Origin of the sequence: Roseburia sp. TF10-5, assembly GCF_003462365.1 — a bacterium.
In the GTDB taxonomy this organism is placed as follows: domain Bacteria; phylum Bacillota; class Clostridia; order Lachnospirales; family Lachnospiraceae; genus Roseburia; species Roseburia faecis.
On record NZ_QTYW01000003.1, the window covers coordinates 143359 to 164974 of the forward strand.

Consider the following 21616-nt stretch of genomic DNA (forward strand, 5'->3'; position numbering starts at 1 on the left):
TATGAAAAAGAAAGTATTAGCAATGGTTTTGACAGCCGTATGTGCAATGGGACTTATGGCAGGATGCGGAAACAGTGGAAATGCAGCTACAGGAACACAGAATGCAGCGACAGAGAGTGGTTATAAAGTGGGAATTTCCCAGTTTGCGGAGCATGGATCTTTGGATAACTGCCGCGAAGGATTTCTGGAAGGATTAAAAGAAGAAGGCATTGAGGAAGGCAAAAACCTGACGGTGGATTATCAGAATGCACAGGCCGATACCGGTACGGCAAGCACGATTGCTGACAGCTTTGTATCTGCAAAGGATGATCTGATCTGTGCAATTGCAACACCTTGTGCAGCCAGCGCATACAACTCTACCATGAATACGGACATTCCGGTTGTTTATACTGCAGTGTCTGATCCGGTTTCTGCCGGCCTGGCAAACGAAGATGGTTCCAGCATTGGAAATATCACAGGATCTTCTGATATCCTTCCGGTGGAGGAACAGCTTAAAATGATCCGTGCGATGCTTCCGGATGCAAAGAAGATCGGCATTCTTTATACCACAAGTGAGGCAAATTCCTGCAGCACCATCGAAGAATACAAAAAGCTGGCAGGCAATTATAACTTTGAGATTGTTGACACGGGTATCAATACCTCCGCAGATATTGAGATTGCAGCAACGGATCTGGTTGGCAAGGTAGATTGTCTGTGTAACCTGACCGATAATACGGTAGTAAATGCGTTACAGACGGTTCTTGATAAGGCAAACAGTGCAAAGATCCCGGTATTTGGAAGCGAGATCGAGCAGGTAAAATCCGGATGTGTTGCATCCATGGGAATTGATTATTATCAGCTTGGAATTGAAACCGGAAAGATGGCAGCAAAGATCTTAAAGGGAGAAGCAAAGGCTTCTGACACTCCATACATTACAGCATCAAAAGCAGAGCTGTACGTCAATACAGCAGCCGCTGATAAAATTGGCATGAAGCTGGACGAATCCTACATCAAAGATGCTGCACAGACATTTGATGAGATTACAGTAGAGTAAGTTATAAAGTTATAAAGTTATAAAGGGGTATGACATGACATTAGTATTAAGCGTTTTGGAGCAGGGTATGATCTATGCGATTATGGCCCTCGGCATTTATATCACGTACACGATTCTGGATTTTCCGGATCTGACGGTAGATGGGAGTTTCCCTCTTGGGGCGGCACTTTCTGCGGTGCTGATCTCCAAAGGGATGAATCCGGTTCTGACACTGGTGATCGCATTTGCGGCAGGTGCTGTGGCAGGTACTTTAACCGGACTGATTCATGTAAAATTAAAAGTCCGGGATCTGCTGTCCGGTATTATTATGATGACAGCTCTTTATACGGTAAATCTTCGGATTGCAGGACGCGCAAATCTTCCGATTTATAATATGACAACGTTGTTTGACAATGCATTGGTAAAGAAGGTATTTTCCGGTGCGCTGGCACCATTTGCCAATACCATTATTATCCTGATTATTACACTGATCATGAAATTTTTACTGGACTGGTATATGAATACCAAGTCCGGTTATCTGCTTCGTGCGGTTGGTGATAACGAAACGATCGTGACATCTATGGGCGTGGACAAAGGTGTAATTAAAATCATTGGCCTTGCGATTGCAAACGGTCTGGTGACATTAAGCGGATGTATTTTTGCACAGCAGCAGCGGTATTTTGATATTTCGATGGGAACCGGAACGATGGTGATCGGTCTTGCGAGCGTTATCATCGGTATCAGTCTGTTAAAAAAGGTGACATTTATCCGTGTGACGACGAGCGTCGTGATCGGCTCGATTGTGTACAAAGCCTGTGTGGCAATTGCCATCCGGCTTGGTATGCCGTCCTCTGATTTGAAACTGATTACGGCAGTGTTATTCCTTGTGATCCTTGTACTTGGCATGGATCGCAAAAAGAGAAAGAAGGTGGCGTAAATGCTGGAATTACAGCACATTCACAAAATGTATAATCCCGGCACGATCAATGAGATCTGCCTGTTTGATGATTTTAACCTGACCATCGAGGACGGACAGTTTGTTTCTGTTGTCGGAAGTAACGGTTCCGGAAAGACTTCCATGCTTAATATCATCTGTGGAAGTATTCCGGTGGACGGTGGTAAGATTATGGTAAACGGCGTGGATATTACAAAGAAAAAAGATTTTATCCGCCACCAGAGTATTGGACGGGTATTTCAGGACCCATCGAAGGGCACCTGCCCGTCCATGACGATTCTGGAGAATCTGGCTATAGCAGACAATAAAGGAAAAACGTATGGTTTGGGACGAGGAACGAATCATGCAAGAATCGATGCGTACCGTGAGCTTCTTGCAAGTGTTGGTCTGGGACTGGAAGATAAAATGCATACGAAGGTCGGGGCACTCTCCGGAGGACAGAGACAGACGCTGGCACTTCTTATGGCAACGATGAAACCGATTGAATTTCTCATTCTTGACGAACATACCGCAGCACTCGATCCAAAGACCGCCGAGATTGTGATGCAGCTCACCGGAAAAATTGTAAAAGAGAAAAAGGTCACGACGATTATGGTCACTCATAACCTTCGTTATGCCGTGGAATACGGGGACCGTCTTCTGATGATGCATCAGGGACATGCGATCATTGACAAGGCGGGAGCCGAAAAGAAGGCGATGCAGGTCGATGATATTCTAGGAACCTTTAATGAAATTTCAATAGAGTGCGGAAATTAAAAATAGGGTCAGATATTGTCTGACCCTATAAAAATATACAAAACTGGATATTTACATATGACCATTCTGCTGTAAAATAGCGTTAGATTTTACAGAAAAGAGGAATGCGTTATGAAACATGAAAACATTTACAAATTGACATTGACTGCGCTTATGGCAGCATTATCTTATGTCGTATTTACATTTTTGCAGATTAAGGTAACACTTCCGGGTGGAGATGCCACTTCCTTCCATCTTGGCAATGCTGTTTGTGTACTGGCTGCACTGCTTCTTGGTGGTGTATATGGTGGAATCGGCGGAGCCATTGGTATGACGATCGGTGATCTGTTGGACCCGGTTTATGTTGTGTATGCGCCAAAGACATTTATTTTGAAATTTTGTATCGGTCTGATCACAGGACTGATTGCACACAAGATTGGTCATATCTCTACATCAAATGACAACAAGCATGTATTAAAGTGGACAATTATTGCCACGGTCTGCGGACTTGGATTTAATGTGGTATTTGATCCACTGTTCGGATATTTTTACAAACGTGTGCTGATGGGAAAACCGGCTGCAGAAGTGGCACTGGTATGGAATATCACAACGACTTCTGTCAATGCCATCATTTCTGCCGTTGTTGCAGTAATTATCTACATGGCACTCCGTCCGGCACTCAAGAAAGCAAATCTGTTTCTTACATTAAAATAAAAGATAATGAAAAAGAAAGAGCGGGCACCGTCAGGTGTTCCGCTCTTTTTTGGAATCAGTAGGTTAAGCTGATATCCCCGGTATCGTTGGAAATGGTCAGCGAGTGTGAGGAATCGCCTTGGTTGGAGTAACTGCGGTGACAGTAGGTATCATTAACATTTACATCTCCGACACCGGTTCCTAATTCTATATGGTAACTGGACAGGTCTTCCTTGCAATCGAGATCGACATCTCCCACATTACTGGTAATTTCCATGGAAGTAAAGGTACAATCTTCCAGATCAATATCGCCCACATTTGCATCCAGTGTGGAAGTCTCCAGAGTGCAGTTCTCCAGATCAATATCTCCGACATCGGCACGCAGGTCAAGTGCCAGAACGTTCAGACCGGACAGGTCAACATCGCCCACGTTTGTATGGAGTTTTAAATCGGTTAAAGTATCGGCGACCGTGATGGTTACGGAGCATTTTTTGTTTCTGCCGAGAGCGTTGTGGGCTTTGGCATACTGTGTGATTGTCAGGCAGTTGTTTTCTACTTTATATTCCGGGGTAAGCTTTTTGCTGGCTTTGCAGGTGATGGAAAAAGTGTTCCCCCGCTGGATGGTTAAATCGACAACATTTAAGTCGGCATTGATGGATGAGAAGGCATCCAGATTTTTTTGGCTGGCATCTACAGATGTAGATATACCATTATCGCTATCATCATTGTCATCACTATCGTCACCATCATCATCCCAGTCAGAGATGGCCTCTATAAATTCGCTGAAGGACGGCAGTCCTTCTGCCACGGAGAGACCAAAACGCACCAGATGGTAGCCGGTTCCTGCAATGATACAGAGAATCGTAATGACGGTAATAAGGATTAAATAAACATTTCGTTTCATGACAGTTCTCCTCCCATTAGTTTTTACTGATGTTTTTGATCAGGGATTCTACAATCGCAGCAATCGGCCAGACAATCCAGGTAATCCACCAGTCGAACGAAAGAAAACTCCAGATCAGGTAAAGGCAGGTGATGGTTGGCCAGTAGACGGACATGATTGCAGCCAGTGTGGAATTATGGTACTGCTGGCGGTCCTGCTGCTCCGGAACGTAGTTTCCGCCAATGGTGTTCTGGTTGTTCAGATGCAGCAGAGTGCGATATCCACCCATGCGCATGGAACTGATTACAATCAGGAAAACGCCGATGGCAACAAAGATTAATACAAACCCGGCGGAACAGTCCTCAAGTGTATCTGCAGCAAAACTGGATGCCGCATCTAAAAAGATCGGTGGGACAACACTTAAGATGCACAGCATGATACCTATGGTCAGCAGGAGCGCATGTGTGCTTTTATAATGTTCCATTTCATGATGGATGTAGTCTGTGGTGGCAAAATCAGTAACAAAATTTCCTTCCTCTAAGTGTTTCCAGTGCCCCATGCATACATTCGAATAGACAAGCATGCCCACACCGATGGCTATGAAAACAAACATCAGAATAACACCGGATGCATCAAGTACATCACTGCTGCGCAGCGAAGTATCTGCAGCAGCCCCGAAAAAGATCGGGCAGCAGGCGGAAAGGATAAACAAAAATACGCTTAGTGCCACAAAGTAGGAATGACGGGAATGTTCCCGCAGAAACTGTCTGACATCTTCCATAGAGAGCGATACAGCATTGGGAGTCTGCTCCTGTCGCGGCTGGTGAACAAACTGTTTGATCCCAAGATCTTCTGCAAGTTCGTCGAGATTTCCAAATTCCGCGATGACGGTGCCAACCGCTTCATTTTCCGATTTTCCCTCATTTTTTAACTCGGTGTATTTGTCTTCCATCATCTGCCAGAGCTCGTTTTTGGCTTTGTATACTTCTGGCGTGTTTGGAAGATTTAAAAACATAGTTTCCAGATAATTTCTAATAGCTTCCATTTTCCGTTTCCCCTTTCCTGATAAACTGTTCTACAACTTCCTGCGTAAGCAGCCATTCCTCACATTTTTCCTGATAGTAAGCACGCCCTTTGCCAGTGATCTGGTAGTAGGTACGGCGTTTGCCGGTTGCAGTGTTCTGATCCTGAAAAGATGTGATATAGCCATTTTTCTCCATACGTGTAAACGCAGAATAGAGCGTGGTCTCCTTGATAATATATTTTTCATGGGAGAGCGTTTTGATCTGTCTGGAGATTTCATAACCATAGGATGGCTGATCCAGCAGAAGATAAAGAATCATGGTGTCATTGTAACCACGGATAACATCACTGCTGATTGCCATATGCATTCCTCCTTACTTTATCTGTCGTATTTCGTCTGTCGTTGCTACGATAGATGTACTACGCCTGATGAAGTAAATATAACAGAATAGAGGAAACGCGTCAAGTGAAAAATAAAAAAAACCCCATGAATAAATCATGGGGAAGGTGATTACGGTTATGCTATTTTTTCCCGGCAGCAAGTTTTCTGCGGAATTCCTGCGTTAATTGTCGGAGTTTTTCATCCGGTACAAATTGCTTTAGGGTTTCTTCATCCATGGCAACACGGTTATCCATGGTTTTCATGATGTCGGTCACCTGCATTTCCTGATAAACGTTTTTGTCGCTCAGGTCGTAGATCTGATTGTCAGAAAGGCGCAGGACAACCGGACGCATAAAATCACGGGTGTTTTCTATAAGAACAATGCCTTTATCACCTGTGGAAAGATCAACACTGGCGGCCTTTGGAACAATATGAATACACTCTGCAAGTGCTGTGACAAGCACCGGAAGAAACTTCTTTGGGTATTTTTTGAAATACTGCATGGCGGCAATTTCTGACATCGGTTCATGGCCGCTGTTCATCGCAGTCATCTGGTCAAACCAGTCGGCAATGCGCAGTATGGATGCCATTTCCTGTAATTCCTGATCCGGAGCGGTTGCGAGTTTTTCCGGATGACCTTCATATACATAGGTCTGCATCAGAGCCAGTGCGCGTGGAAAAAAGTCAAAATCATTCCGGTACATGGAAAGCGGGATAAGTCCTTTTTCCAGAGAAAGCTGGATGACATCCTGATCGGATGAGGACAGCTCGTTCATTCCTTTTTCCAGAATATTCCGCGGAACATTCCGGTATCCATTGTCATAAAGAAGGGCAGCCGTGGTCAGTATACGGAGTTTTTCCTTCGGTAGTCTCAGATGGGCGCCCATCATGGTTACAAGTATTGCGGTGCTGATCGCATGCTTGTACATGAAATCATCACTGCTGCGCAGATTCTGGTTAAAATTCACACGGTGTTTTAAAGACCCGTAGTGGGAAAGAATATCTTCCAGAAATACCGGGTATTTTTCGAGTTTTCTGCGCTCGGTAATGCAGTTTAACACTTCCCGGAGACGGAAAATGTATACCGTCTGTAACTGCTCAAACTCCAGATCTTCACGGGAAAGCGGAGGAAGCGGTTCGGCCGGCTCGAGAATGTAGACACCGATCAGGCCGAAATTTTTTGCACTGGCAATTCCCGGCGCGGTGAGTGCGGAATTGCGCTCATAAAGCAGCACACCTTTTTTATTGTAAATTGGTTTGGCAAGACGCATGCCTGCCTTTAAGTCTTCTGTTCTTACAAATTTCATATCACATGATCCCCCGTTTGGATTCCCCTCAGTATTGCTTGAAATATACCATAAATATACCATGAAACAGAGCCGGTTGCAATAAATGAAGAATTTTTTATGAACAACGTAGGTTTTCATTGATTTTGTGCGGAAAATGTGGTATTATAGACATTGTTAAAAAATTAACAGCATCATTGGGTGCGAGTTTGATTTAAAGGAGAACGAAGAATGGCAAAGAAAGTTGTATTAGCAGGTGCTTGCCGTACAGCAATCGGCAAGATGGGTGGAGCATTAAGCAATACTCCAGCAGCAGATTTAGGTGCAATTGTAATTAAAGAAGCTTTAAACAGAGCAGGTGTTAAGCCGGAGATGGTTGACGAAGTTAAGATGGGTTGTGTAATCCAGGCAGCTCAGGGACAGAACGTAGCTCGTCAGGCTTCCATCAAGGCTGGTTTACCGATTGAAGTTCCGGCAATCACAATCAACGTTGTTTGTGGATCCGGTCTTAAATGTGTAAACGATGCTGCAACAATGATCATGGCTGGTGAGGCTGATATCGTTGTAGCCGGTGGTATGGAGAACATGTCTATGGCTCCTTACGCTATGACAAAGGCTCGTTTCGGATACAGAATGAACAATGCAACAATTATCGATACAATGGTTAACGATGCATTAACAGATGCATTCAACCACTACCACATGATGATCACTGCTGAGAACGTATGTGACAAGTATGGTATTACAAGAGAAGAACTTGATGAGTTCTCTGCAAACAGCCAGCAGAAGTGCGAGGCAGCTATCGCAGCCGGCAAGTTTGATGACGAGATCGTTCCGGTACCTGTAAAGGTTAAGAAGGAAATGGTTGACTTCAAGAAAGACGAAGGACCTCGTGCAGGAACAACTGCTGAGTCTCTTTCCAAGTTACGTTGCTGCTCTGGTAAGGAAGGCGGACTGGTTACAGCTGGTAACGCTTCCGGAATCAACGATGGTGCTGCAGCAATCGTTGTTATGAGCGAAGAGAAGGCTAAGGAGCTTGGTGTTACACCAATGGCTACATGGGTAGCTGGAGCTCTTGGCGGAGTTGAGCCGGAGATCATGGGTGTTGGTCCTGTTGCTTCTACAAAGAAAGTTCTTGCAAAGACCGGTCTTTCTATCGATGATTTCGATCTGATCGAGGCTAACGAGGCATTCGCTGCTCAGTCTATCGCAGTTGCAAGAGACTTAAAGTTCGATATGAGCAAGGTAAACGTAAACGGTGGCGCAATCGCACTTGGACATCCGGTAGGAGCTTCCGGATGCCGTATCCTTGTTACACTGCTTCATGAGATGCAGAAGCGTGGATCTAACAGAGGTCTTGCTACACTTTGCATCGGTGGTGGAATGGGATGTTCTACAATCGTTGAGAAATACTAATTTTTTTGCCAGATAAGATACATAGAGGGGGTGCGCTGCATCCCCTTGAAATGTGAATATATTTATTATTTAGGAGGAACTAAAATGAAGGTTGGAGTTATCGGTGCTGGTACAATGGGCCAGGGAATCGCTAAGGCATTCGCACAGGTTGACGGATATGAAGTAGCACTCTGCGATATCAAGCAGGAGTGGGCTGAAGGTGGAAAAGACAAGATTGCAAAAGGATATGCAAGACTTGTTGCAAAAGAGAAAATGACACAGGAGAAGGTTGATGGCATTCTTGCCAAGATCACTCCAGGCTTAAAAGAAGACCTTTGCAAAGACTGCGACCTGATCGTTGAGGCTGCTTTCGAGGATATGAATGTAAAGAAGACTACATTTGCTGAGTTAGACAAGATTGCTAAGCCAGAGTGTATCTTCGCTTCCAATACTTCTTCCCTTTCTATCACAGAGATCGGAAACGGACTTACCCGTCCAATGATCGGTATGCATTTCTTCAATCCTGCTGACCGTATGAAGTTAGTAGAAGTTATCGCTGGTGTAAATACTCCTGCTGAGACTGTTGAAGCAATCAAGAAGATCGCTGTAGAGATCGGAAAGACTCCGGTACAGGTAAATGAGGCTGCTGGTTTCGTAGTAAACCGTATCTTAATCCCAATGATCAACGAAGCTGCTTTCATCAAGATGGAAGGTGTTTCCGATATCGCTGGTATCGACGCAGCTATGAAGCTTGGCGCTAACCATCCAATGGGACCTTTAGAGTTAGGTGATTTCATTGGTCTTGATATCTGCCTTGCAATCATGGATGTACTTTACAATGAGACAGGTGACAGCAAGTACCGTGCATGCCCACTCATCCGTAAGATGGTTCGTGGTGGTAACCTTGGTGCTAAGTCTGGTAAGGGATTCTACATCTACAATGCAGACCGCACAAAGACACCTGTAGACGCACAGTAGAAAAGTATAAATAAAAATAAATCATAATTAAGGAGTGTTAAAATCATGGATTTTACTTTAGACAAGAAACATGAGATGGCTCGCGGTCTTTTCAGAGATTTCGCTGAGACAGAAGTAAAACCTCTTGCACAGGAGACAGATGAGACAGAACAGTTCCCGGCTGAGACTGTTGCAAAGATGGCAAAATACGGATTCATGGGAATTCCGGTTCCAAAGGAGTACGGCGGACAGGGATGTGATCCTCTGACATACGTTACATGTGTTGAGGAGTTATCCAAAGTTTGTGCAACTACCGGTGTTATCGTATCTGCACATACTTCTCTTTGTATCGACCCAATCATGACATTCGGTACCGAAGAGCAGAAGAAGAAATATGTAGTACCGCTTGCAAAGGGCGAGAAGCTCGGTGCTTTTGGTCTTACTGAGCCAGGCGCTGGTACAGACGCACAGGGCTGCCAGACAAAGGCTGTATTAGATGGTGATGAGTGGGTTTTAAACGGATCTAAGTGTTTCATCACAAACGGTAAGGTTGCAGATGTTTACATCGTAATCGCAATCACAAGCATTACCGAGGACAAGAGAGGAAGAAAGAAGAAAAACTTCTCCGCATTTATCGTAGAGAAGGGTGCTCCTGGATTCTCCTTCGGTACAAAGGAAAAGAAGATGGGTATCCGTGGATCTTCTACATACGAGCTGATCTTCGAGGATTGCAGAATTCCAAAGGATGCATTACTCGGTCAGGAAGGAAGAGGTTTCCCAATCGCAATGCACACACTCGATGGTGGACGTATTGGTATCGCTGCCCAGGCACTTGGTATTGCAGAAGGTGCTTTGGATCGTTGTATCGCATATACAAAAGAGAGAAAGCAGTTCGGTCGTTCTATCGCACAGCAGCAGAATACACAGTTCAAGCTTGCTGATATGGCTGCAAGAATCGAAGCTGCTCAGCTTCTTGTTTACAAGGCTGCCATGGCTAAGGCTACACAGAAGGTTTATTCTGTAGAAGCTGCCAAGGCTAAATTATTCGCAGCAGAGACCGCTATGGCTGTTACAACAGAAGTTGTCCAGTTATTCGGTGGATACGGATATATCCGTGAGTACGACGTAGAGCGTATGATGCGCGATGCCAAGATCACAGAGATCTACGAAGGAACTTCCGAAGTTCAGCGTATGGTTATTTCTGGATCATTATTAAGATAATCGTACAGTTGCGTCACAACAAGATTGAAGAAAAGGAGATAAATAATACATGAATATCGTAGTATGTATTAAACAGGTTCCGGATACAAAGGGCGGCGTAAAGTTCAACGCAGACGGAACACTCGATAGAGCTGCAATGCTTGCTATCATGAACCCAGATGACAAAGCTGGTCTTGAGGCAGCACTTAGAATTAAGGATCAGAACGGTGCAAAGGTTACTGTTCTTACCATGGGACTTCCAAAGGCAGATGCTGTTCTTCGTGAGGCTATGGCTATGGGAGCTGACGATGCTATTCTTGTTACCGACAGAGTATTAGGTGGAGCTGATACATGGGCTACTTCCACAACCATCGCAGGTGCACTTCGTAACTTAGATTATGATCTCATTATTACAGGACGTCAGGCTATCGATGGTGATACCGCACAGGTAGGACCACAGATCGCTGAGCATCTTGGACTTCCGGTAATCTCTTATGCTGAGGATATCAAGGTTGAGGGAGATTCCGTAATCGTTAAGCGTCAGTATGAGGACAGATATCATGAAGTTAAGGCTAAAATGCCTTGCCTGATCACTGCTCTTTCTGAGTTAAACGAGCCAAGATATATGACTCCGGGTGGAATTTTCGATGCATGTGACAAAGAAGTTACCGTATGGGGAAGAAAAGACTTAAAGGATGTAGATGATTCTAACCTTGGTCTGAAAGGATCTCCAACAAAGATCGCTAAGGCATCTGATAAGGTACCGAAGGGTGCAGGAGAGAAAGTAAATCTGGATCCTGCAGAGTCCGTTGCATACTTAATCGGAAAATTCAAAGAGAAACATATTATCTAAGATTATAGAGAAAAGTGGTGAATAACATGGGTTTAGAAGAATATAAGGGCGTATTTATCTACGCACAGCAGGTAGACAATGAACTTAGCTCTATCGCTTTTGAGTTAATCGGAAAGGCAAAGGAGCTTGCAAAAGATTTAGGAACAGACGTAACAGCAGTCCTTCTTGGATCAAACGTAAAGGGCTTAACAGATGAGTTAGGCGAGTATGGCGCAGACAAGGTTATCGTAGTGGACAACCCTGAACTTGAGACATACCGTACAGAGCCATATGCACAGGCTCTTGCAGCAGTCATCAATGAGTACAAGCCAGAGATTATGTTAGTTGGTGCAACAGCAATCGGTCGTGACCTTGGTCCTACCGTATCTGCAAGAGTTGCAACTGGACTTACTGCTGACTGTACAAAGCTTGAGATCGGTGATTTCCCAATCAACGCAGTTCCTGGTAAGGAAGACGAGCAGAAGCACAACCAGTTACTGATGACCCGTCCTGCATTCGGTGGAAACACAATCGCAACCATCGCCTGCCCGGACAACCGTCCTCAGATGGCTACCGTTCGTCCTGGTGTTATGCAGAAGCTTCCAAAAGAGGCTGGACGCAAGGCAGAAGTGATCGAGTTTAATCCAACACTTGAGAAGAACAACCGTTACGTTGACATCCTTAACGTTGTTAAGGCAGTTGGAAACGTAGAGAACATCATGGATGCAAAGGTTCTTGTATCTGGTGGCCGTGGAGTTGGAAGCAAAGAGAACTTCAAGATGCTGCAGGATCTTGCCGATGTATTCGGTGGAATGGTAAGCTGTTCCCGTGCCGCTGTAGAAAACGGCTGGTTAGCACAGGATTATCAGGTAGGACAGACCGGTAAGACCGTTCGTCCACAGATCTACTTTGCAATCGGTATTTCCGGAGCAATCCAGCACGTAGCTGGTATGGAAGAGTCTGACCTGATCATCGCAATCAACAAGGATGAGGATGCTCCAATCTTCTCCGTAGCTGATTACGGTATCGTTGGAGATCTGAACAAGATCGTTCCAGCTCTGACAGAGGCTTTAAAGGCTGAAATGAAGAATAAATAATTTCATCTTACATAAAGATGTGAAAAGAAACCGCCGCGGATTTCCGCGGCGGTTTTTTTTTCAGACATGCGGAAATCGGATGTCTTTTATTTTTGTCTGAAAATATGTAACAATGGAAGCGACAGGTTCGTTATAGTTAGCAGAGACAAAACAAAAGTGAGGAACGCGCGTGATTTTACTGATGATGGTGGACACACCCGAAGAAAAACGAAAATTTGTGATCCTGTACGAAAACTATCGTTATCTGATGTTTGAAAGTGGCGGTGGATATTCTGCATGATTACCAGTTGGCAGAAGATGCCGTGCAGGAAGCATTTGTACGGGTGGCAAAACATATGGAAAACGTCGGACAGCCGGAGGAGACTGCCACGAAACGTTATCTGATTACGATTACAAAACATGCAGCGATTGATCTTTACCGCAGAAGAAACCGGTTACAAAGCAGGGAAATCTATATGGATGAACTTCCGGAAGAAACCGGGCAGCTTACTTATATGGCACCGGAGGAAGAACATGGAGTGTTAGATATTTTAAAAAATCTTCCACCAAAATACAGAGATATATTTCTGTTAAAATATTCCGCACATCTGGAAAACCGGGAGATTGCCAGAATATGCGGACTTCGGGAGGGGACGATCCGGCAGCGGATTGCCAGAGGAAAACGGCTAATTGAAAAAGAACTGGAAAAAATCAAGAAGGGAGATACCGAATGAAAGTAACGGACGAATGGCTTTATGAAAAAATGCCGATCGTTGATGCAGCAATGGTACGGCAACTGGAAGTGTGCACGCAAAAAGATTACGTTTTTTCAGATAAATTCAGAAAGCGTATGAAGCGGCTGATACAGAAAGAAAAGTATATGTATGCCGAAAAACAGTTGAAGAAAATCACACAGAAAATTGCGGCAGCAGCGGTTGTGATGCTTGTGGGAGCACTCACCGTCACGATGAGTGTGGAGGCTTACCGGGTACGGTTTTTTCATACGATAAAAATGGTGCTGGATGGTAACATCAGTATTTACTCTTATGAATCGGACGAAGAGAAGATTTCCGATACTATTTTAAAACCGCAGTATATTCCAGACAACTATCGGCTGAACGAAGAAAAAATTACGGATACCACATCCGTTTTGGAATATGGAAATGACAAAAAGCATTTGATTTTCCAGCAAACAATTGTGACAAATGAGAAAATGATTTTTGACACAAATTATAATTCTGTGGAACAAATCAGAATAAACGGAATGACTGTTTTTCTATATCGGTATACGGATGAGACATTTTGGGCATATGGGGAATATGGAAACAGCGTATATGTGCTGGCTGGAGATACAATCCAAAAAGAAGAAATTGAAAAAATATATAAACACTGGATCTGGTAAAGGAGAGAGAAAATGATGAAAAAGAGATGGATTTTACTTATGATGTGTGCGTGCATTTCAGGACTTGGAGGATGTGGAAAACAGACAGTTACAGAAAAAGCTGAGGAGACAGAAACTGCAGACAGTATGAAGGAGGATACAACAGAACTCTGCGCTTATATAAAGGAAATCAATGGAAATACACTGGTCATCGATCCCGTGGAGTATATCAGTTCCGGGGACAGTGATCGACTGGCAAGTTACAAACACACGGATGACGATATGCCTGACGGATATTATATATACAATAAGGATGAAAAAACAGAGGATGTAACATTGACAGATCAGACGGAGTACTCCTTTTTGGATTGGACAAGAGAATTTGGGGGAACAGATGCCGATATTCGTGTAGTAACAAAAGATAAAATGATTTTTGAAAAATATATGGAAACTTATACGGATGCAAAACCGGGAATGCCGTTTTTCCTGAAAATGAAAGGAAATACGGTGATTCAAATTTTGGAAAAACCGATGGCGTGATGTGACTTGACCATAAGAGAAGCAGGGTGTAAACTGATAAAGTTAATGTTTACTTTATTCGCAAAAGAAAAAAAGAGAGAGACGGAAAACATAACATCCGCTTTCATCTGGAACAGGAGGAACCAATGCGAAACAATAAGACCGCGGAGCTGGTACTGACCGCTCTGTTTGCAGCAATCATTATCATTATGGCGTTTACACCGCTGGGCTACATCCCGCTTGTGGTGATCAATGCGACCATCATCCACATCCCTGTTATTTTAGGATCGTTATTCTGTGGACCGAAGAAGGGCGGATTTTTGGGATTTATCTTTGGTCTGACCAGCTTTATCAAGAATACGGTTATGCCGACCTCCCTTTCGGCATTTGTATTTTCCCCGGTGCTGGCGGCCAGCATGGTAGGCACCAGCGGAATCGTAAAGAGTGCGTTTATCTGTTTTGTACCGCGTATTCTTGTAGGAATTCTGCCATATTTTGTATATATCGGAGTAAAGAAAGCGCTTTCTTCCCGGCACAAAATTCTCTGGGCAAGTGTGTTTAATATTCTGATCGGTGTGTTCCTGTTTCTTGGTGCGCGTGCGTTTCTGCTTCATGTGTTTGACAAGAAGCCATTGTCAGATATTGCATTGTATGCAGTAAGTGCACTGGTTGGATGGTTTGTTTTTATAGCACTGGAAGTGTATACGGTATTGAAATCCGGCGCAGTCTGTGCATTTGTCTACGCGGGTGTAACAGGCGCAATGGTCAATACGATACTGGTTATGGGCGGAATTTTTGTGTTATACAAAGATGCATATGCAAAAGCCCTGAGTGTCGATGCAGGAGCCGTGCTTGGAATCATCGGTGGTGTCATCAGTTTTAACGGAGTCATTGAAGCGATTGTGGCTGCAATCATTGTAGCAGCACTTGGCATGGTACTAAATAAATTAAAACCGATCCGGAAATAATGATTTTGAAAGGCAGCGGGAAGACGAATATCAATTTCGTGATATTCATCTGAGGGCTGCCTTTTTTGTTGTATTCTTTGGAAAAAGCAATAGTGCATTCAACAGGGGTATGCTAAAATAAAAAAGGTATGAGTTTATTAAAGGATGGGAAAAGTATGTTTTTTAATGTGATGGATGTAATTTTTCCGATTATGTTTATTGTTGTAGCAGGTTTTATTGTGGTTACAATCATAAAGGGAATTTCACAATGGAATGACAATAATCATGCACCGAGACTGACAGTAGAGGCAAAGGTTGTAGCCAAACGGACGAATATAACACATTTCAATGATGGGACAGATACAACTATGGTACATACAAACACAACTTATTATGTTACGTTTGAGGTGGAGAGTGGAGATCGCATGGAAATGAATGTGCGCGGATCTGAATATGGAATGCTTGCAGAAGGGGATGTTGGAAAACTGACATTTCAGGGAACCCGATATCTGAATTTTGAACGTTGTTAACTTTGAAGACAGTTTCTTTACGATTCTGCCGCAAGTGTGATAAAATAGCAGAAGATATGATTTTTTCTGCAAAGGAGTAAGAGACAATGTTAAAAGGAAAATGTGTGGTACTCGGTGTGACCGGAAGTATCGCTGCCTATAAAATCGCCTATCTGGCAAGTGCGCTCGTCAAGCAGCATGCGGATGTGCATGTGATCATGACGGAAAATGCAACCAATTTTATTAATCCTATCACGTTTGAGACGCTCACAAGCAACAAGTGTCTGGTCGATACATTTGACCGGAATTTCCAGTTCAATGTCGAGCATGTGGCACTGGCAAAGCGTGCAGATATTTTTATGGTGGCGCCGGCTTCTGCTAATGTGATCGGCAAGATGGCAAACGGAATCGCAGATGATATGCTGACAACTACGATTCTTGCGGCAAAATGCCCGAAGTATGTTTCCCCTGCCATGAATACCAATATGTTTGAAAATCCGATCGTACAGGATAACATCAAAAAGCTGGAGCATTATGGGTTTCATATCATTGATCCGGCGAGTGGTTATCTTGCCTGCGGGGATACCGGAGCCGGGAAAATGCCGGAGCCGGAAACACTGTTTTCTTATATTATGAAAGATCTTGCCTGTGAAAAGGACATGGTCGGAAAGAAAGTGATGGTCACAGCAGGACCGACACAGGAGAAGATTGATCCGGTGCGTTATATTACGAATCACTCTACCGGAAAAATGGGCTATGCAATTGCGGAAAACTGTATGCGCCGTGGCGCGGAAGTGACGCTGATCACGGGACCGGTGGCAATCACTCCGCCGCCGTTTGTAAAGGTCGTTCCGGTTGTATCTGCCGCGGATATGGCAGCAGCCGTAAAGGAGACAGCAGAGCAGCAGGATATTATCATCAAAGCGGCAGCAGTAGCCGATTACCGTCCAGATCACCCGGTCGATGAGAAAGTCAAGAAAAAGGATGGCGATGCTACACTTACGATGGAGCGCACAGAAGATATTCTTTCGTATCTGGGAGCGCACAAAAAGCAGGGACAGTTTCTGTGTGGATTTTCCATGGAGACGGAACATATGCTGGAGAATTCCCGTGCAAAACTTGCAAAAAAGAATGCAGATATGATTGTGGCGAATAACCTGAAAGTAGCCGGAGCCGGATTTGGTACAGATACTAATGTTGTGACGCTGATTACGGCAGATGACTGCAGGGAACTGGAAATAATGAGCAAAGCGGATGTCGCATCAGCGATTGTGAGTGAAATTTTAAAGAAAATGTGTTAGTATTAAAATATGACAGACTTAGAAGCCTATTATAATAAATTTAATGAAGAGAAGCGTCTGGACAGCCGACACGGCAGGGTGGAATTTGTGACAAGTATGCATTATATCCATCAGTGTCTGGACGAAATTGTAAAAGAACGTGCAAAAGAGGAAATTCATATCCTTGATATCGGGGCGGGAACCGGACGATACAGCGTACCGCTGGCACAGGAAGGGTTCGATGTGACGGCCGTGGAACTGGTGAAGCATAATCTGGGGCGTCTGAAACAGAAGGGGGCAGGCGTGCATGCATATCAGGGAAATGCAATGAATCTGAAAAAATTTTCCGATGATTCCTTTGACGTAACCCTGTTGTTTGGACCGATGTATCATCTGCATGAGGAAAAGGACAAGCTTGCTGCGCTGCGGGAGGCGGTGAGGGTGACCAGACCCGGAGGCAGGATTCTCGTGGCGTATATTATGAATGAATTTTCCGTTATCACGTATGCGTTTAAGGAAAAACATATTCTGGAGGCGCTTAAGGAGGGAATGCTCACAGAGGATTATCACTGTACTTCAAAAGCCAATCCTCTGTATTCCATGGTTCGTCTGGAAGATATTGAAGCATTGGACCGGCAGGTAGAGGTCAGGCGCCGGCAGATCATAGCGGCAGACGGTGCAGCAAATTATATGCGTCCGTTTTTAAATGCGCTGACGGAAGAAGAGTTTGATGCGTTTCTGCAGTATCATCTGGCAACCTGTGAACGGATGGATCTTATGGGTGCAAGCGGTCACACGGTGGATATTCTTGTGAAAGAGGAGTCTGAAAACGTATGAAAAAATGGATATTGCCAATCCTAATGGCAGGATTTTTGCTGACGGGATGTTCTTCTCCTGCAGCAACGTCATCGGCTTTGCCCTCTTCTACGGAAAAAATCACGGAGACACAGATGACGGAAGAACCGGGTACGCTGGAAGAAACGGAAACCGGGACTGCAACTGAAACGCAGCAGGAACCGGTGATACAGACGGTAAAAATTACGGCGACAGGTGACTGTACGCTTGGGGCAACACAGACGCATGGGTATGCAGGTTCCTTTCATGAATACTATGATAAATACGGGCAGGATTATTTTTTTAAAAATGTCAGAAGTATTTTTGAGCAGGATGATTTTACACTGATCAATCTGGAATGTGTGTTGTCAAATGCGACCGAGCGTGTGGAAAAAACGTGGAACTTAAAAGGAAAACCGGAGTATGTTGGTATTATGACAGACAGTTCTGTGGAGGGGGCAAGTCTGGGAAATAATCATACGTTTGATTATGGGCAGCAGGGACTTGATGATACCAGAGAAGTGTTAAATAAAGCAGGGATTATTTTCGGATTCAATGATCATGTGGATACCTATACCACGAAGGATGGTATCAAAATCGGAATTGTCTCCGCAAGCCAGCTGTCCGCTGATGAAACACATGCTGGTTATATCCGGGATGGGATTGCAAAACTTCGGGAAGAAGGAGCGGATCTGGTAATTGCCTGTTGCCACTGGGGGATAGAGGGGGATCATTATCCGAATGATTATCAGCAGAAGCTGGCACACCAGGTGATTGACTGGGGAGCAGATCTGCTGGTCGGTACACATCCTCATGTATTGCAGGGAATGGAATTATACAACGGAAAAATGATCTGCTACAGTCTTGGAAATTTCTGCTTTGGGGGGAACAGGAATCCAAAAGACAAAGATACGGCGATCTATGAACAGACCTTTACCTTTGTGGATGGGGTACTGCAGACAGATATATCAGCCGATATGATACCATGCAGCATTTCTTCCACATCAGAAAGAAATAATTTTCAGCCTGCCATAGCAAAAGGCGACAGAAAACAGACGATTATTGATCATATGAATGAGTATTCGGAAAAGTACAGTAAAATCGGATTTGACGCAAATGGCAGGGTAATCATCAGGGAAGAGTAGGGAGATAATATAAAATTTTATGTGGCAAGTAAATAATAATGATAAGAGGAATCAGCACATGAATGCAAGTTTTTGGAATTATCCGTCAAAACAGAAAAGCTGGCCGATAGACGAAGAAATGGAAAGTCTCGGGGAAGTCATTCATCCACTCGATAATATTGGGGGATTTGATGTACGTCCGGGATTTTATCAGATGAATGGTGCATATCAGACAGAGGAAGGGGTAAGTTTTACCGTAAGCTCCCATGGAGCCACGAGCTGTGTCCTGCTGTTATTCCGGCCGGCGGCACAGGAACCATATGCAAGAATCCGCATTCCGGAAAGTTATAAAATTGGAAATACGTATTCTATCCTTGTTTTTGGCTTAAAAGCAGAGGACTTTGAGTATGCCTATCAGATGGACGGTCCTGCCGATCAGGCGAGAGGGTTACTGTTTAACAGAAAACATACGCTTCTTGATCCATATGCGAAAGCTGTTACCGGTCAGAGAAACTGGGGAGAAAAACCGGAAGGCGGAAAGGATTTTGTCTATAAAGCCCGTGTGGTGCAAAGTGATTTTGACTGGGGGCGGTATCGGAATCTGAATCACAAATTTGAAGATCTGGTGATTTATGAGATGCATGTCAGAGGATTTACCAAAGATGCGTCCTCCGGCGTAAAAGGCGGGGGAACATTTGAAGGTCTGCGGCAGAAAATTCCGTATCTGAAAGATCTGGGAATCAATGCGGTAGAACTCATGCCGATTTTTGAATTTGATGAAATGGAAAGTGCCCGTGTGGTGGATGGCGTGCAGTTGTACAATTACTGGGGCTATAATACGGTTTCCTTTTTTGCCCCGAATACAAGTTATGCATTTCATCAGGAGCATAATCATGAGGGTGATGAATTAAAGCGTCTGATCCGCGAACTGAAAGAAAATGGAATTGAAGTCATTCTTGATGTGGTATTCAACCATACGGCAGAGGGAAATGAAAACGGTCCATGTTTTTGCTTTAAGGGGATTGATAATAATATTTATTATATGCTTACACCGGATGGATATTATTATAATTTCAGCGGCTGTGGCAATGTCTTAAACTGCAACCATCCGGTGGTACGGAGGTTTATTACGGATTGTCTGCGGCACTGGGCAGTAGAGTACCGGGTGGATGGATTCCGGTTTGATCTGGCATCGATTCTGGGAAGAGATCAGAATGGTGCACCGATGGAGAATCCGCCGATTCTGGAAGCCCTTGCATTTGACTCTATTCTGGGGGATATGAAGCTGATCGCAGAAGCCTGGGATGCGGGTGGCTTGTATCAGGTTGGAAGTTTTCCGTCATGGAACCGCTGGGCCGAATGGAACGGAAGATACCGTGATGATATGAGAAGCTTTTTAAAGGGCGACAGTGGCGTCGCAGGGCGTGCAATTACACGTATCACCGGATCCTCCGACATGTATGATCCGGCAAGCCGCGGATATAGTGCATCCGTCAATTTTCTGACCTGTCATGATGGGTTCACGTTGTATGATCTGTATTCATATAATGAAAAGCATAATGAGAAAAACGGATGGAACAATACGGACGGGGATAACAACGGCCTGAGCTGGAACTGCGGGGTGGAAGGTGAGACGGATGATCCGGCGGTTATGAGCCTGCGACGCAGACTCGTGAAGAATGCATTTGCCACGTTGTTATGCAGCCGTGGACCGGCTATGTTTTTTGCAGGGGATGAATTTTGTAATACGCAGTATGGAAATAACAACGCATACTGCCAGGATAATATTATTTCCTGGCTGGACTGGAACAGACTGGAAGAATTTCAGGAGATTCATGATTTTGCCCGTTTTATGATCCATTTCCGTGCAAAGCATCCGATTCTGCGAAGGGATACAAAGCCGGCAGTCTGCGGGTTACCTTCCGTAAGTATCCATAACGGAGAGCCGAACCGGAATTATACGGACTATAATACACATTTAATTGGAATCATGTATGCGGGAAGAAATGCCGATGATACGGATGATGATATGATCTTTTACGGAATGAATGCGTATTGGGAGCCTTTGGAGATGCGCCTGCCTTCGTTGCCGGAGTCTTATCATTGGAAACTTGTAGTAAATACTTTCTGTGAATACCAGGATGGGGCAGATTTTGAAGCCCAGACACAGGGAGATCAGACACGTGTGCGTGTTCCGGAACGTTCTACGGTAATTTTACTGGCAGAACATGATTTATAAAAAAGAGTTGAGCACCGCTCTGGAAACAGGGCGTGCTCAACTCTTTTTTTCGGTGGTATCGGGTCTGGTTGTAATTTCACTGGTTCCGATGAGGTAATCTGCAGAAACATTCAGAATCTGCACGATGGCTGCAAGATCCGCAACGGTCGGAGAACGACGGCCGGTACGGTATCCGCTGATCGTGGACGGCGAAACAAACATTGCATTTGCCAGCTGGATATTGGAAATATTTTGTTTATACATAATCAGACTCAGACGGTCACCAAAATCTTTGTATTTATTTTTATCATTCGTTTTCATACAAATGATTTTATAGAAAGTTGATATAAAAAACAGAGAAAACGCGTATTGCGT

Annotated in this window: 23 protein-coding genes; 18 read left to right on the forward strand and 5 right to left on the reverse strand. The window is 44.3% G+C overall.

What is annotated here, in order from left to right; all coding sequences use genetic code 11:
- Window position 1 precedes the first annotated feature (1 nt).
- From DXD06_RS04425 to DXD06_RS04440, 4 genes are all read left to right on the forward strand, one after another.
- The gene (locus DXD06_RS04425; protein ID WP_117830803.1) at window positions 2-1033 is read left to right on the forward strand and encodes an ABC transporter substrate-binding protein; all 1032 of its coding nucleotides are present in this window, start codon (window positions 2-4) and stop codon (window positions 1031-1033) included.
- Between the two features lie 34 nt (window positions 1034-1067).
- A complete protein-coding gene (locus DXD06_RS04430; RefSeq protein WP_055067062.1) occupies window positions 1068-1949 on the forward strand; it encodes an ABC transporter permease in 882 nt (293 codons plus the stop codon).
- Window positions 1950-2723, forward strand: coding sequence for an ABC transporter ATP-binding protein (locus DXD06_RS04435; RefSeq protein WP_117830804.1), 774 nt, complete (start codon window positions 1950-1952; stop codon window positions 2721-2723).
- Window positions 2724-2834: 111 nt separating this feature from the next.
- Window positions 2835-3416, forward strand: a complete 582-nt coding sequence (locus DXD06_RS04440; protein ID WP_117830805.1) for an ECF transporter S component — start codon at window positions 2835-2837, stop codon at window positions 3414-3416.
- A gap of 55 nt (window positions 3417-3471) precedes the next feature.
- Here DXD06_RS04440 and DXD06_RS04445 read toward each other — a convergent pair whose 3' ends face one another.
- From DXD06_RS04445 to DXD06_RS04460, 4 genes are all read right to left on the reverse strand, one after another.
- Window positions 3472-4299, reverse strand: a complete 828-nt coding sequence (locus tag DXD06_RS04445; protein WP_117830806.1) for a DUF4097 family beta strand repeat-containing protein — start codon at window positions 4297-4299, stop codon at window positions 3472-3474.
- 16 nt (window positions 4300-4315) lie between these two features.
- Window positions 4316-5323, reverse strand: coding sequence for a permease prefix domain 1-containing protein (locus DXD06_RS04450; RefSeq protein ID WP_117830807.1), 1008 nt, complete (start codon window positions 5321-5323; stop codon window positions 4316-4318).
- Window positions 5310-5663, reverse strand: a complete 354-nt coding sequence (locus DXD06_RS04455; protein ID WP_055067057.1) for a PadR family transcriptional regulator — start codon at window positions 5661-5663, stop codon at window positions 5310-5312. The genes DXD06_RS04450 and DXD06_RS04455 overlap by 14 nt, the downstream gene beginning before the upstream one ends.
- 160 nt (window positions 5664-5823) lie before the next feature.
- Window positions 5824-6990 carry an HD-GYP domain-containing protein gene (locus DXD06_RS04460; RefSeq protein WP_117830808.1) on the reverse strand — a complete coding sequence of 389 codons (1167 nt, stop codon included), beginning with the start codon at window positions 6988-6990 and terminating at the stop codon, window positions 5824-5826.
- 210 nt (window positions 6991-7200) lie between these two features.
- On the opposite strand from DXD06_RS04460, the gene DXD06_RS04465 reads away from it, so the two are divergent.
- The 14 genes from DXD06_RS04465 (at window position 7201) to DXD06_RS04530 (ending at window position 21262) form a co-directional block, all read left to right on the forward strand.
- A complete protein-coding gene (locus DXD06_RS04465) occupies window positions 7201-8385 on the forward strand; it encodes an acetyl-CoA C-acetyltransferase (RefSeq protein ID WP_117830809.1) in 1185 nt (394 codons plus the stop codon).
- A gap of 84 nt (window positions 8386-8469) precedes the next feature.
- Window positions 8470-9342 (forward strand): 3-hydroxyacyl-CoA dehydrogenase family protein, encoded by an 873-nt coding sequence (locus tag DXD06_RS04470; protein ID WP_022045362.1) that lies wholly within the window; start codon window positions 8470-8472, stop codon window positions 9340-9342.
- A 45-nt stretch (window positions 9343-9387) separates the two neighbouring features.
- Window positions 9388-10542: an acyl-CoA dehydrogenase gene (locus DXD06_RS04475; RefSeq protein WP_117830810.1), complete on the forward strand. Its 1155-nt coding sequence runs from the start codon at window positions 9388-9390 to the stop codon at window positions 10540-10542.
- 49 nt (window positions 10543-10591) lie between these two features.
- Window positions 10592-11374, forward strand: a complete 783-nt coding sequence (locus tag DXD06_RS04480) for an electron transfer flavoprotein subunit beta/FixA family protein (RefSeq protein ID WP_117830811.1) — start codon at window positions 10592-10594, stop codon at window positions 11372-11374.
- A 26-nt stretch (window positions 11375-11400) separates the two neighbouring features.
- Entirely contained in the window at window positions 11401-12450 is a 1050-nt protein-coding gene (locus tag DXD06_RS04485; protein ID WP_055067055.1) for an electron transfer flavoprotein subunit alpha/FixB family protein, read from the forward strand.
- Window positions 12451-12707: 257 nt separating this feature from the next.
- Window positions 12708-13163 carry an RNA polymerase sigma factor gene (locus DXD06_RS04490; RefSeq protein ID WP_158569483.1) on the forward strand — a complete coding sequence of 152 codons (456 nt, stop codon included), beginning with the start codon at window positions 12708-12710 and terminating at the stop codon, window positions 13161-13163.
- A complete protein-coding gene (locus tag DXD06_RS04495; protein WP_117830813.1) occupies window positions 13160-13831 on the forward strand; it encodes a DUF4367 domain-containing protein in 672 nt (223 codons plus the stop codon). The genes DXD06_RS04490 and DXD06_RS04495 overlap by 4 nt, the downstream gene beginning before the upstream one ends.
- 12 nt (window positions 13832-13843) lie before the next feature.
- Complete coding sequence (locus DXD06_RS04500; protein WP_117830814.1) at window positions 13844-14350, forward strand: hypothetical protein; 507 nt, start codon at window positions 13844-13846, stop codon at window positions 14348-14350.
- Between the two features lie 125 nt (window positions 14351-14475).
- Window positions 14476-15297: an ECF transporter S component gene (locus tag DXD06_RS04505; RefSeq protein WP_117830815.1), complete on the forward strand. Its 822-nt coding sequence runs from the start codon at window positions 14476-14478 to the stop codon at window positions 15295-15297.
- A gap of 155 nt (window positions 15298-15452) precedes the next feature.
- Window positions 15453-15806 carry a DUF2500 domain-containing protein gene (locus tag DXD06_RS04510; protein ID WP_117830816.1) on the forward strand — a complete coding sequence of 118 codons (354 nt, stop codon included), beginning with the start codon at window positions 15453-15455 and terminating at the stop codon, window positions 15804-15806.
- Window positions 15807-15892: 86 nt separating this feature from the next.
- On the forward strand, window positions 15893-17086 hold the full coding sequence (coaBC, locus tag DXD06_RS04515; protein WP_117830817.1) for a bifunctional phosphopantothenoylcysteine decarboxylase/phosphopantothenate--cysteine ligase CoaBC: 1194 nt from the start codon (window positions 15893-15895) through the stop codon (window positions 17084-17086).
- Window positions 17087-17095: 9 nt separating this feature from the next.
- Window positions 17096-17902 carry a class I SAM-dependent methyltransferase gene (locus DXD06_RS04520; RefSeq protein WP_117830818.1) on the forward strand — a complete coding sequence of 269 codons (807 nt, stop codon included), beginning with the start codon at window positions 17096-17098 and terminating at the stop codon, window positions 17900-17902.
- Window positions 17899-19044, forward strand: coding sequence for a CapA family protein (locus DXD06_RS04525; RefSeq protein ID WP_117830819.1), 1146 nt, complete (start codon window positions 17899-17901; stop codon window positions 19042-19044). Before DXD06_RS04520 ends, DXD06_RS04525 begins: the two co-directional genes overlap by 4 nt.
- 118 nt (window positions 19045-19162) lie before the next feature.
- Window positions 19163-21262 (forward strand): glycogen debranching protein, encoded by a 2100-nt coding sequence (locus tag DXD06_RS04530; protein ID WP_117830896.1) that lies wholly within the window; start codon window positions 19163-19165, stop codon window positions 21260-21262.
- 36 nt (window positions 21263-21298) lie between these two features.
- Here the strand turns inward: DXD06_RS04530 and DXD06_RS04535 are convergent, their stop codons facing one another.
- Window positions 21299-21562 (reverse strand): helix-turn-helix domain-containing protein, encoded by a 264-nt coding sequence (locus tag DXD06_RS04535; protein ID WP_022045349.1) that lies wholly within the window; start codon window positions 21560-21562, stop codon window positions 21299-21301.
- Window positions 21563-21616: the final 54 nt, after the last annotated feature.

What these genes read in the sequence shown, in the direction of transcription:
- DXD06_RS04425 (WP_117830803.1), top strand. Translation starts at nt 2, where the DNA reads ATGAAAAAGAAAGTATTAGCAATGGTTTTGACAGCCGTATGTGCAATG.
- DXD06_RS04430 (WP_055067062.1), top strand. Translation starts at nt 1,068, where the DNA reads ATGACATTAGTATTAAGCGTTTTGGAGCAGGGTATGATCTATGCGATT.
- DXD06_RS04435 (WP_117830804.1), top strand. Translation starts at nt 1,950, where the DNA reads ATGCTGGAATTACAGCACATTCACAAAATGTATAATCCCGGCACGATC.
- DXD06_RS04440 (WP_117830805.1), top strand. Translation starts at nt 2,835, where the DNA reads ATGAAACATGAAAACATTTACAAATTGACATTGACTGCGCTTATGGCA.
- DXD06_RS04445 (WP_117830806.1), bottom strand. Translation starts at nt 4,299, where the DNA reads ATGAAACGAAATGTTTATTTAATCCTTATTACCGTCATTACGATTCTC.
- DXD06_RS04450 (WP_117830807.1), bottom strand. Translation starts at nt 5,323, where the DNA reads ATGGAAGCTATTAGAAATTATCTGGAAACTATGTTTTTAAATCTTCCA.
- DXD06_RS04455 (WP_055067057.1), bottom strand. Translation starts at nt 5,663, where the DNA reads ATGGCAATCAGCAGTGATGTTATCCGTGGTTACAATGACACCATGATT.
- DXD06_RS04460 (WP_117830808.1), bottom strand. Translation starts at nt 6,990, where the DNA reads ATGAAATTTGTAAGAACAGAAGACTTAAAGGCAGGCATGCGTCTTGCC.
- DXD06_RS04465 (WP_117830809.1), top strand. Translation starts at nt 7,201, where the DNA reads ATGGCAAAGAAAGTTGTATTAGCAGGTGCTTGCCGTACAGCAATCGGC.
- DXD06_RS04470 (WP_022045362.1), top strand. Translation starts at nt 8,470, where the DNA reads ATGAAGGTTGGAGTTATCGGTGCTGGTACAATGGGCCAGGGAATCGCT.
- DXD06_RS04475 (WP_117830810.1), top strand. Translation starts at nt 9,388, where the DNA reads ATGGATTTTACTTTAGACAAGAAACATGAGATGGCTCGCGGTCTTTTC.
- DXD06_RS04480 (WP_117830811.1), top strand. Translation starts at nt 10,592, where the DNA reads ATGAATATCGTAGTATGTATTAAACAGGTTCCGGATACAAAGGGCGGC.
- DXD06_RS04485 (WP_055067055.1), top strand. Translation starts at nt 11,401, where the DNA reads ATGGGTTTAGAAGAATATAAGGGCGTATTTATCTACGCACAGCAGGTA.
- DXD06_RS04495 (WP_117830813.1), top strand. Translation starts at nt 13,160, where the DNA reads ATGAAAGTAACGGACGAATGGCTTTATGAAAAAATGCCGATCGTTGAT.
- DXD06_RS04500 (WP_117830814.1), top strand. Translation starts at nt 13,844, where the DNA reads ATGATGAAAAAGAGATGGATTTTACTTATGATGTGTGCGTGCATTTCA.
- DXD06_RS04505 (WP_117830815.1), top strand. Translation starts at nt 14,476, where the DNA reads ATGCGAAACAATAAGACCGCGGAGCTGGTACTGACCGCTCTGTTTGCA.
- DXD06_RS04510 (WP_117830816.1), top strand. Translation starts at nt 15,453, where the DNA reads ATGTTTTTTAATGTGATGGATGTAATTTTTCCGATTATGTTTATTGTT.
- coaBC (WP_117830817.1), top strand. Translation starts at nt 15,893, where the DNA reads ATGTTAAAAGGAAAATGTGTGGTACTCGGTGTGACCGGAAGTATCGCT.
- DXD06_RS04520 (WP_117830818.1), top strand. Translation starts at nt 17,096, where the DNA reads ATGACAGACTTAGAAGCCTATTATAATAAATTTAATGAAGAGAAGCGT.
- DXD06_RS04525 (WP_117830819.1), top strand. Translation starts at nt 17,899, where the DNA reads ATGAAAAAATGGATATTGCCAATCCTAATGGCAGGATTTTTGCTGACG.
- DXD06_RS04530 (WP_117830896.1), top strand. Translation starts at nt 19,163, where the DNA reads ATGGAAAGTCTCGGGGAAGTCATTCATCCACTCGATAATATTGGGGGA.
- DXD06_RS04535 (WP_022045349.1), bottom strand. Translation starts at nt 21,562, where the DNA reads ATGAAAACGAATGATAAAAATAAATACAAAGATTTTGGTGACCGTCTG.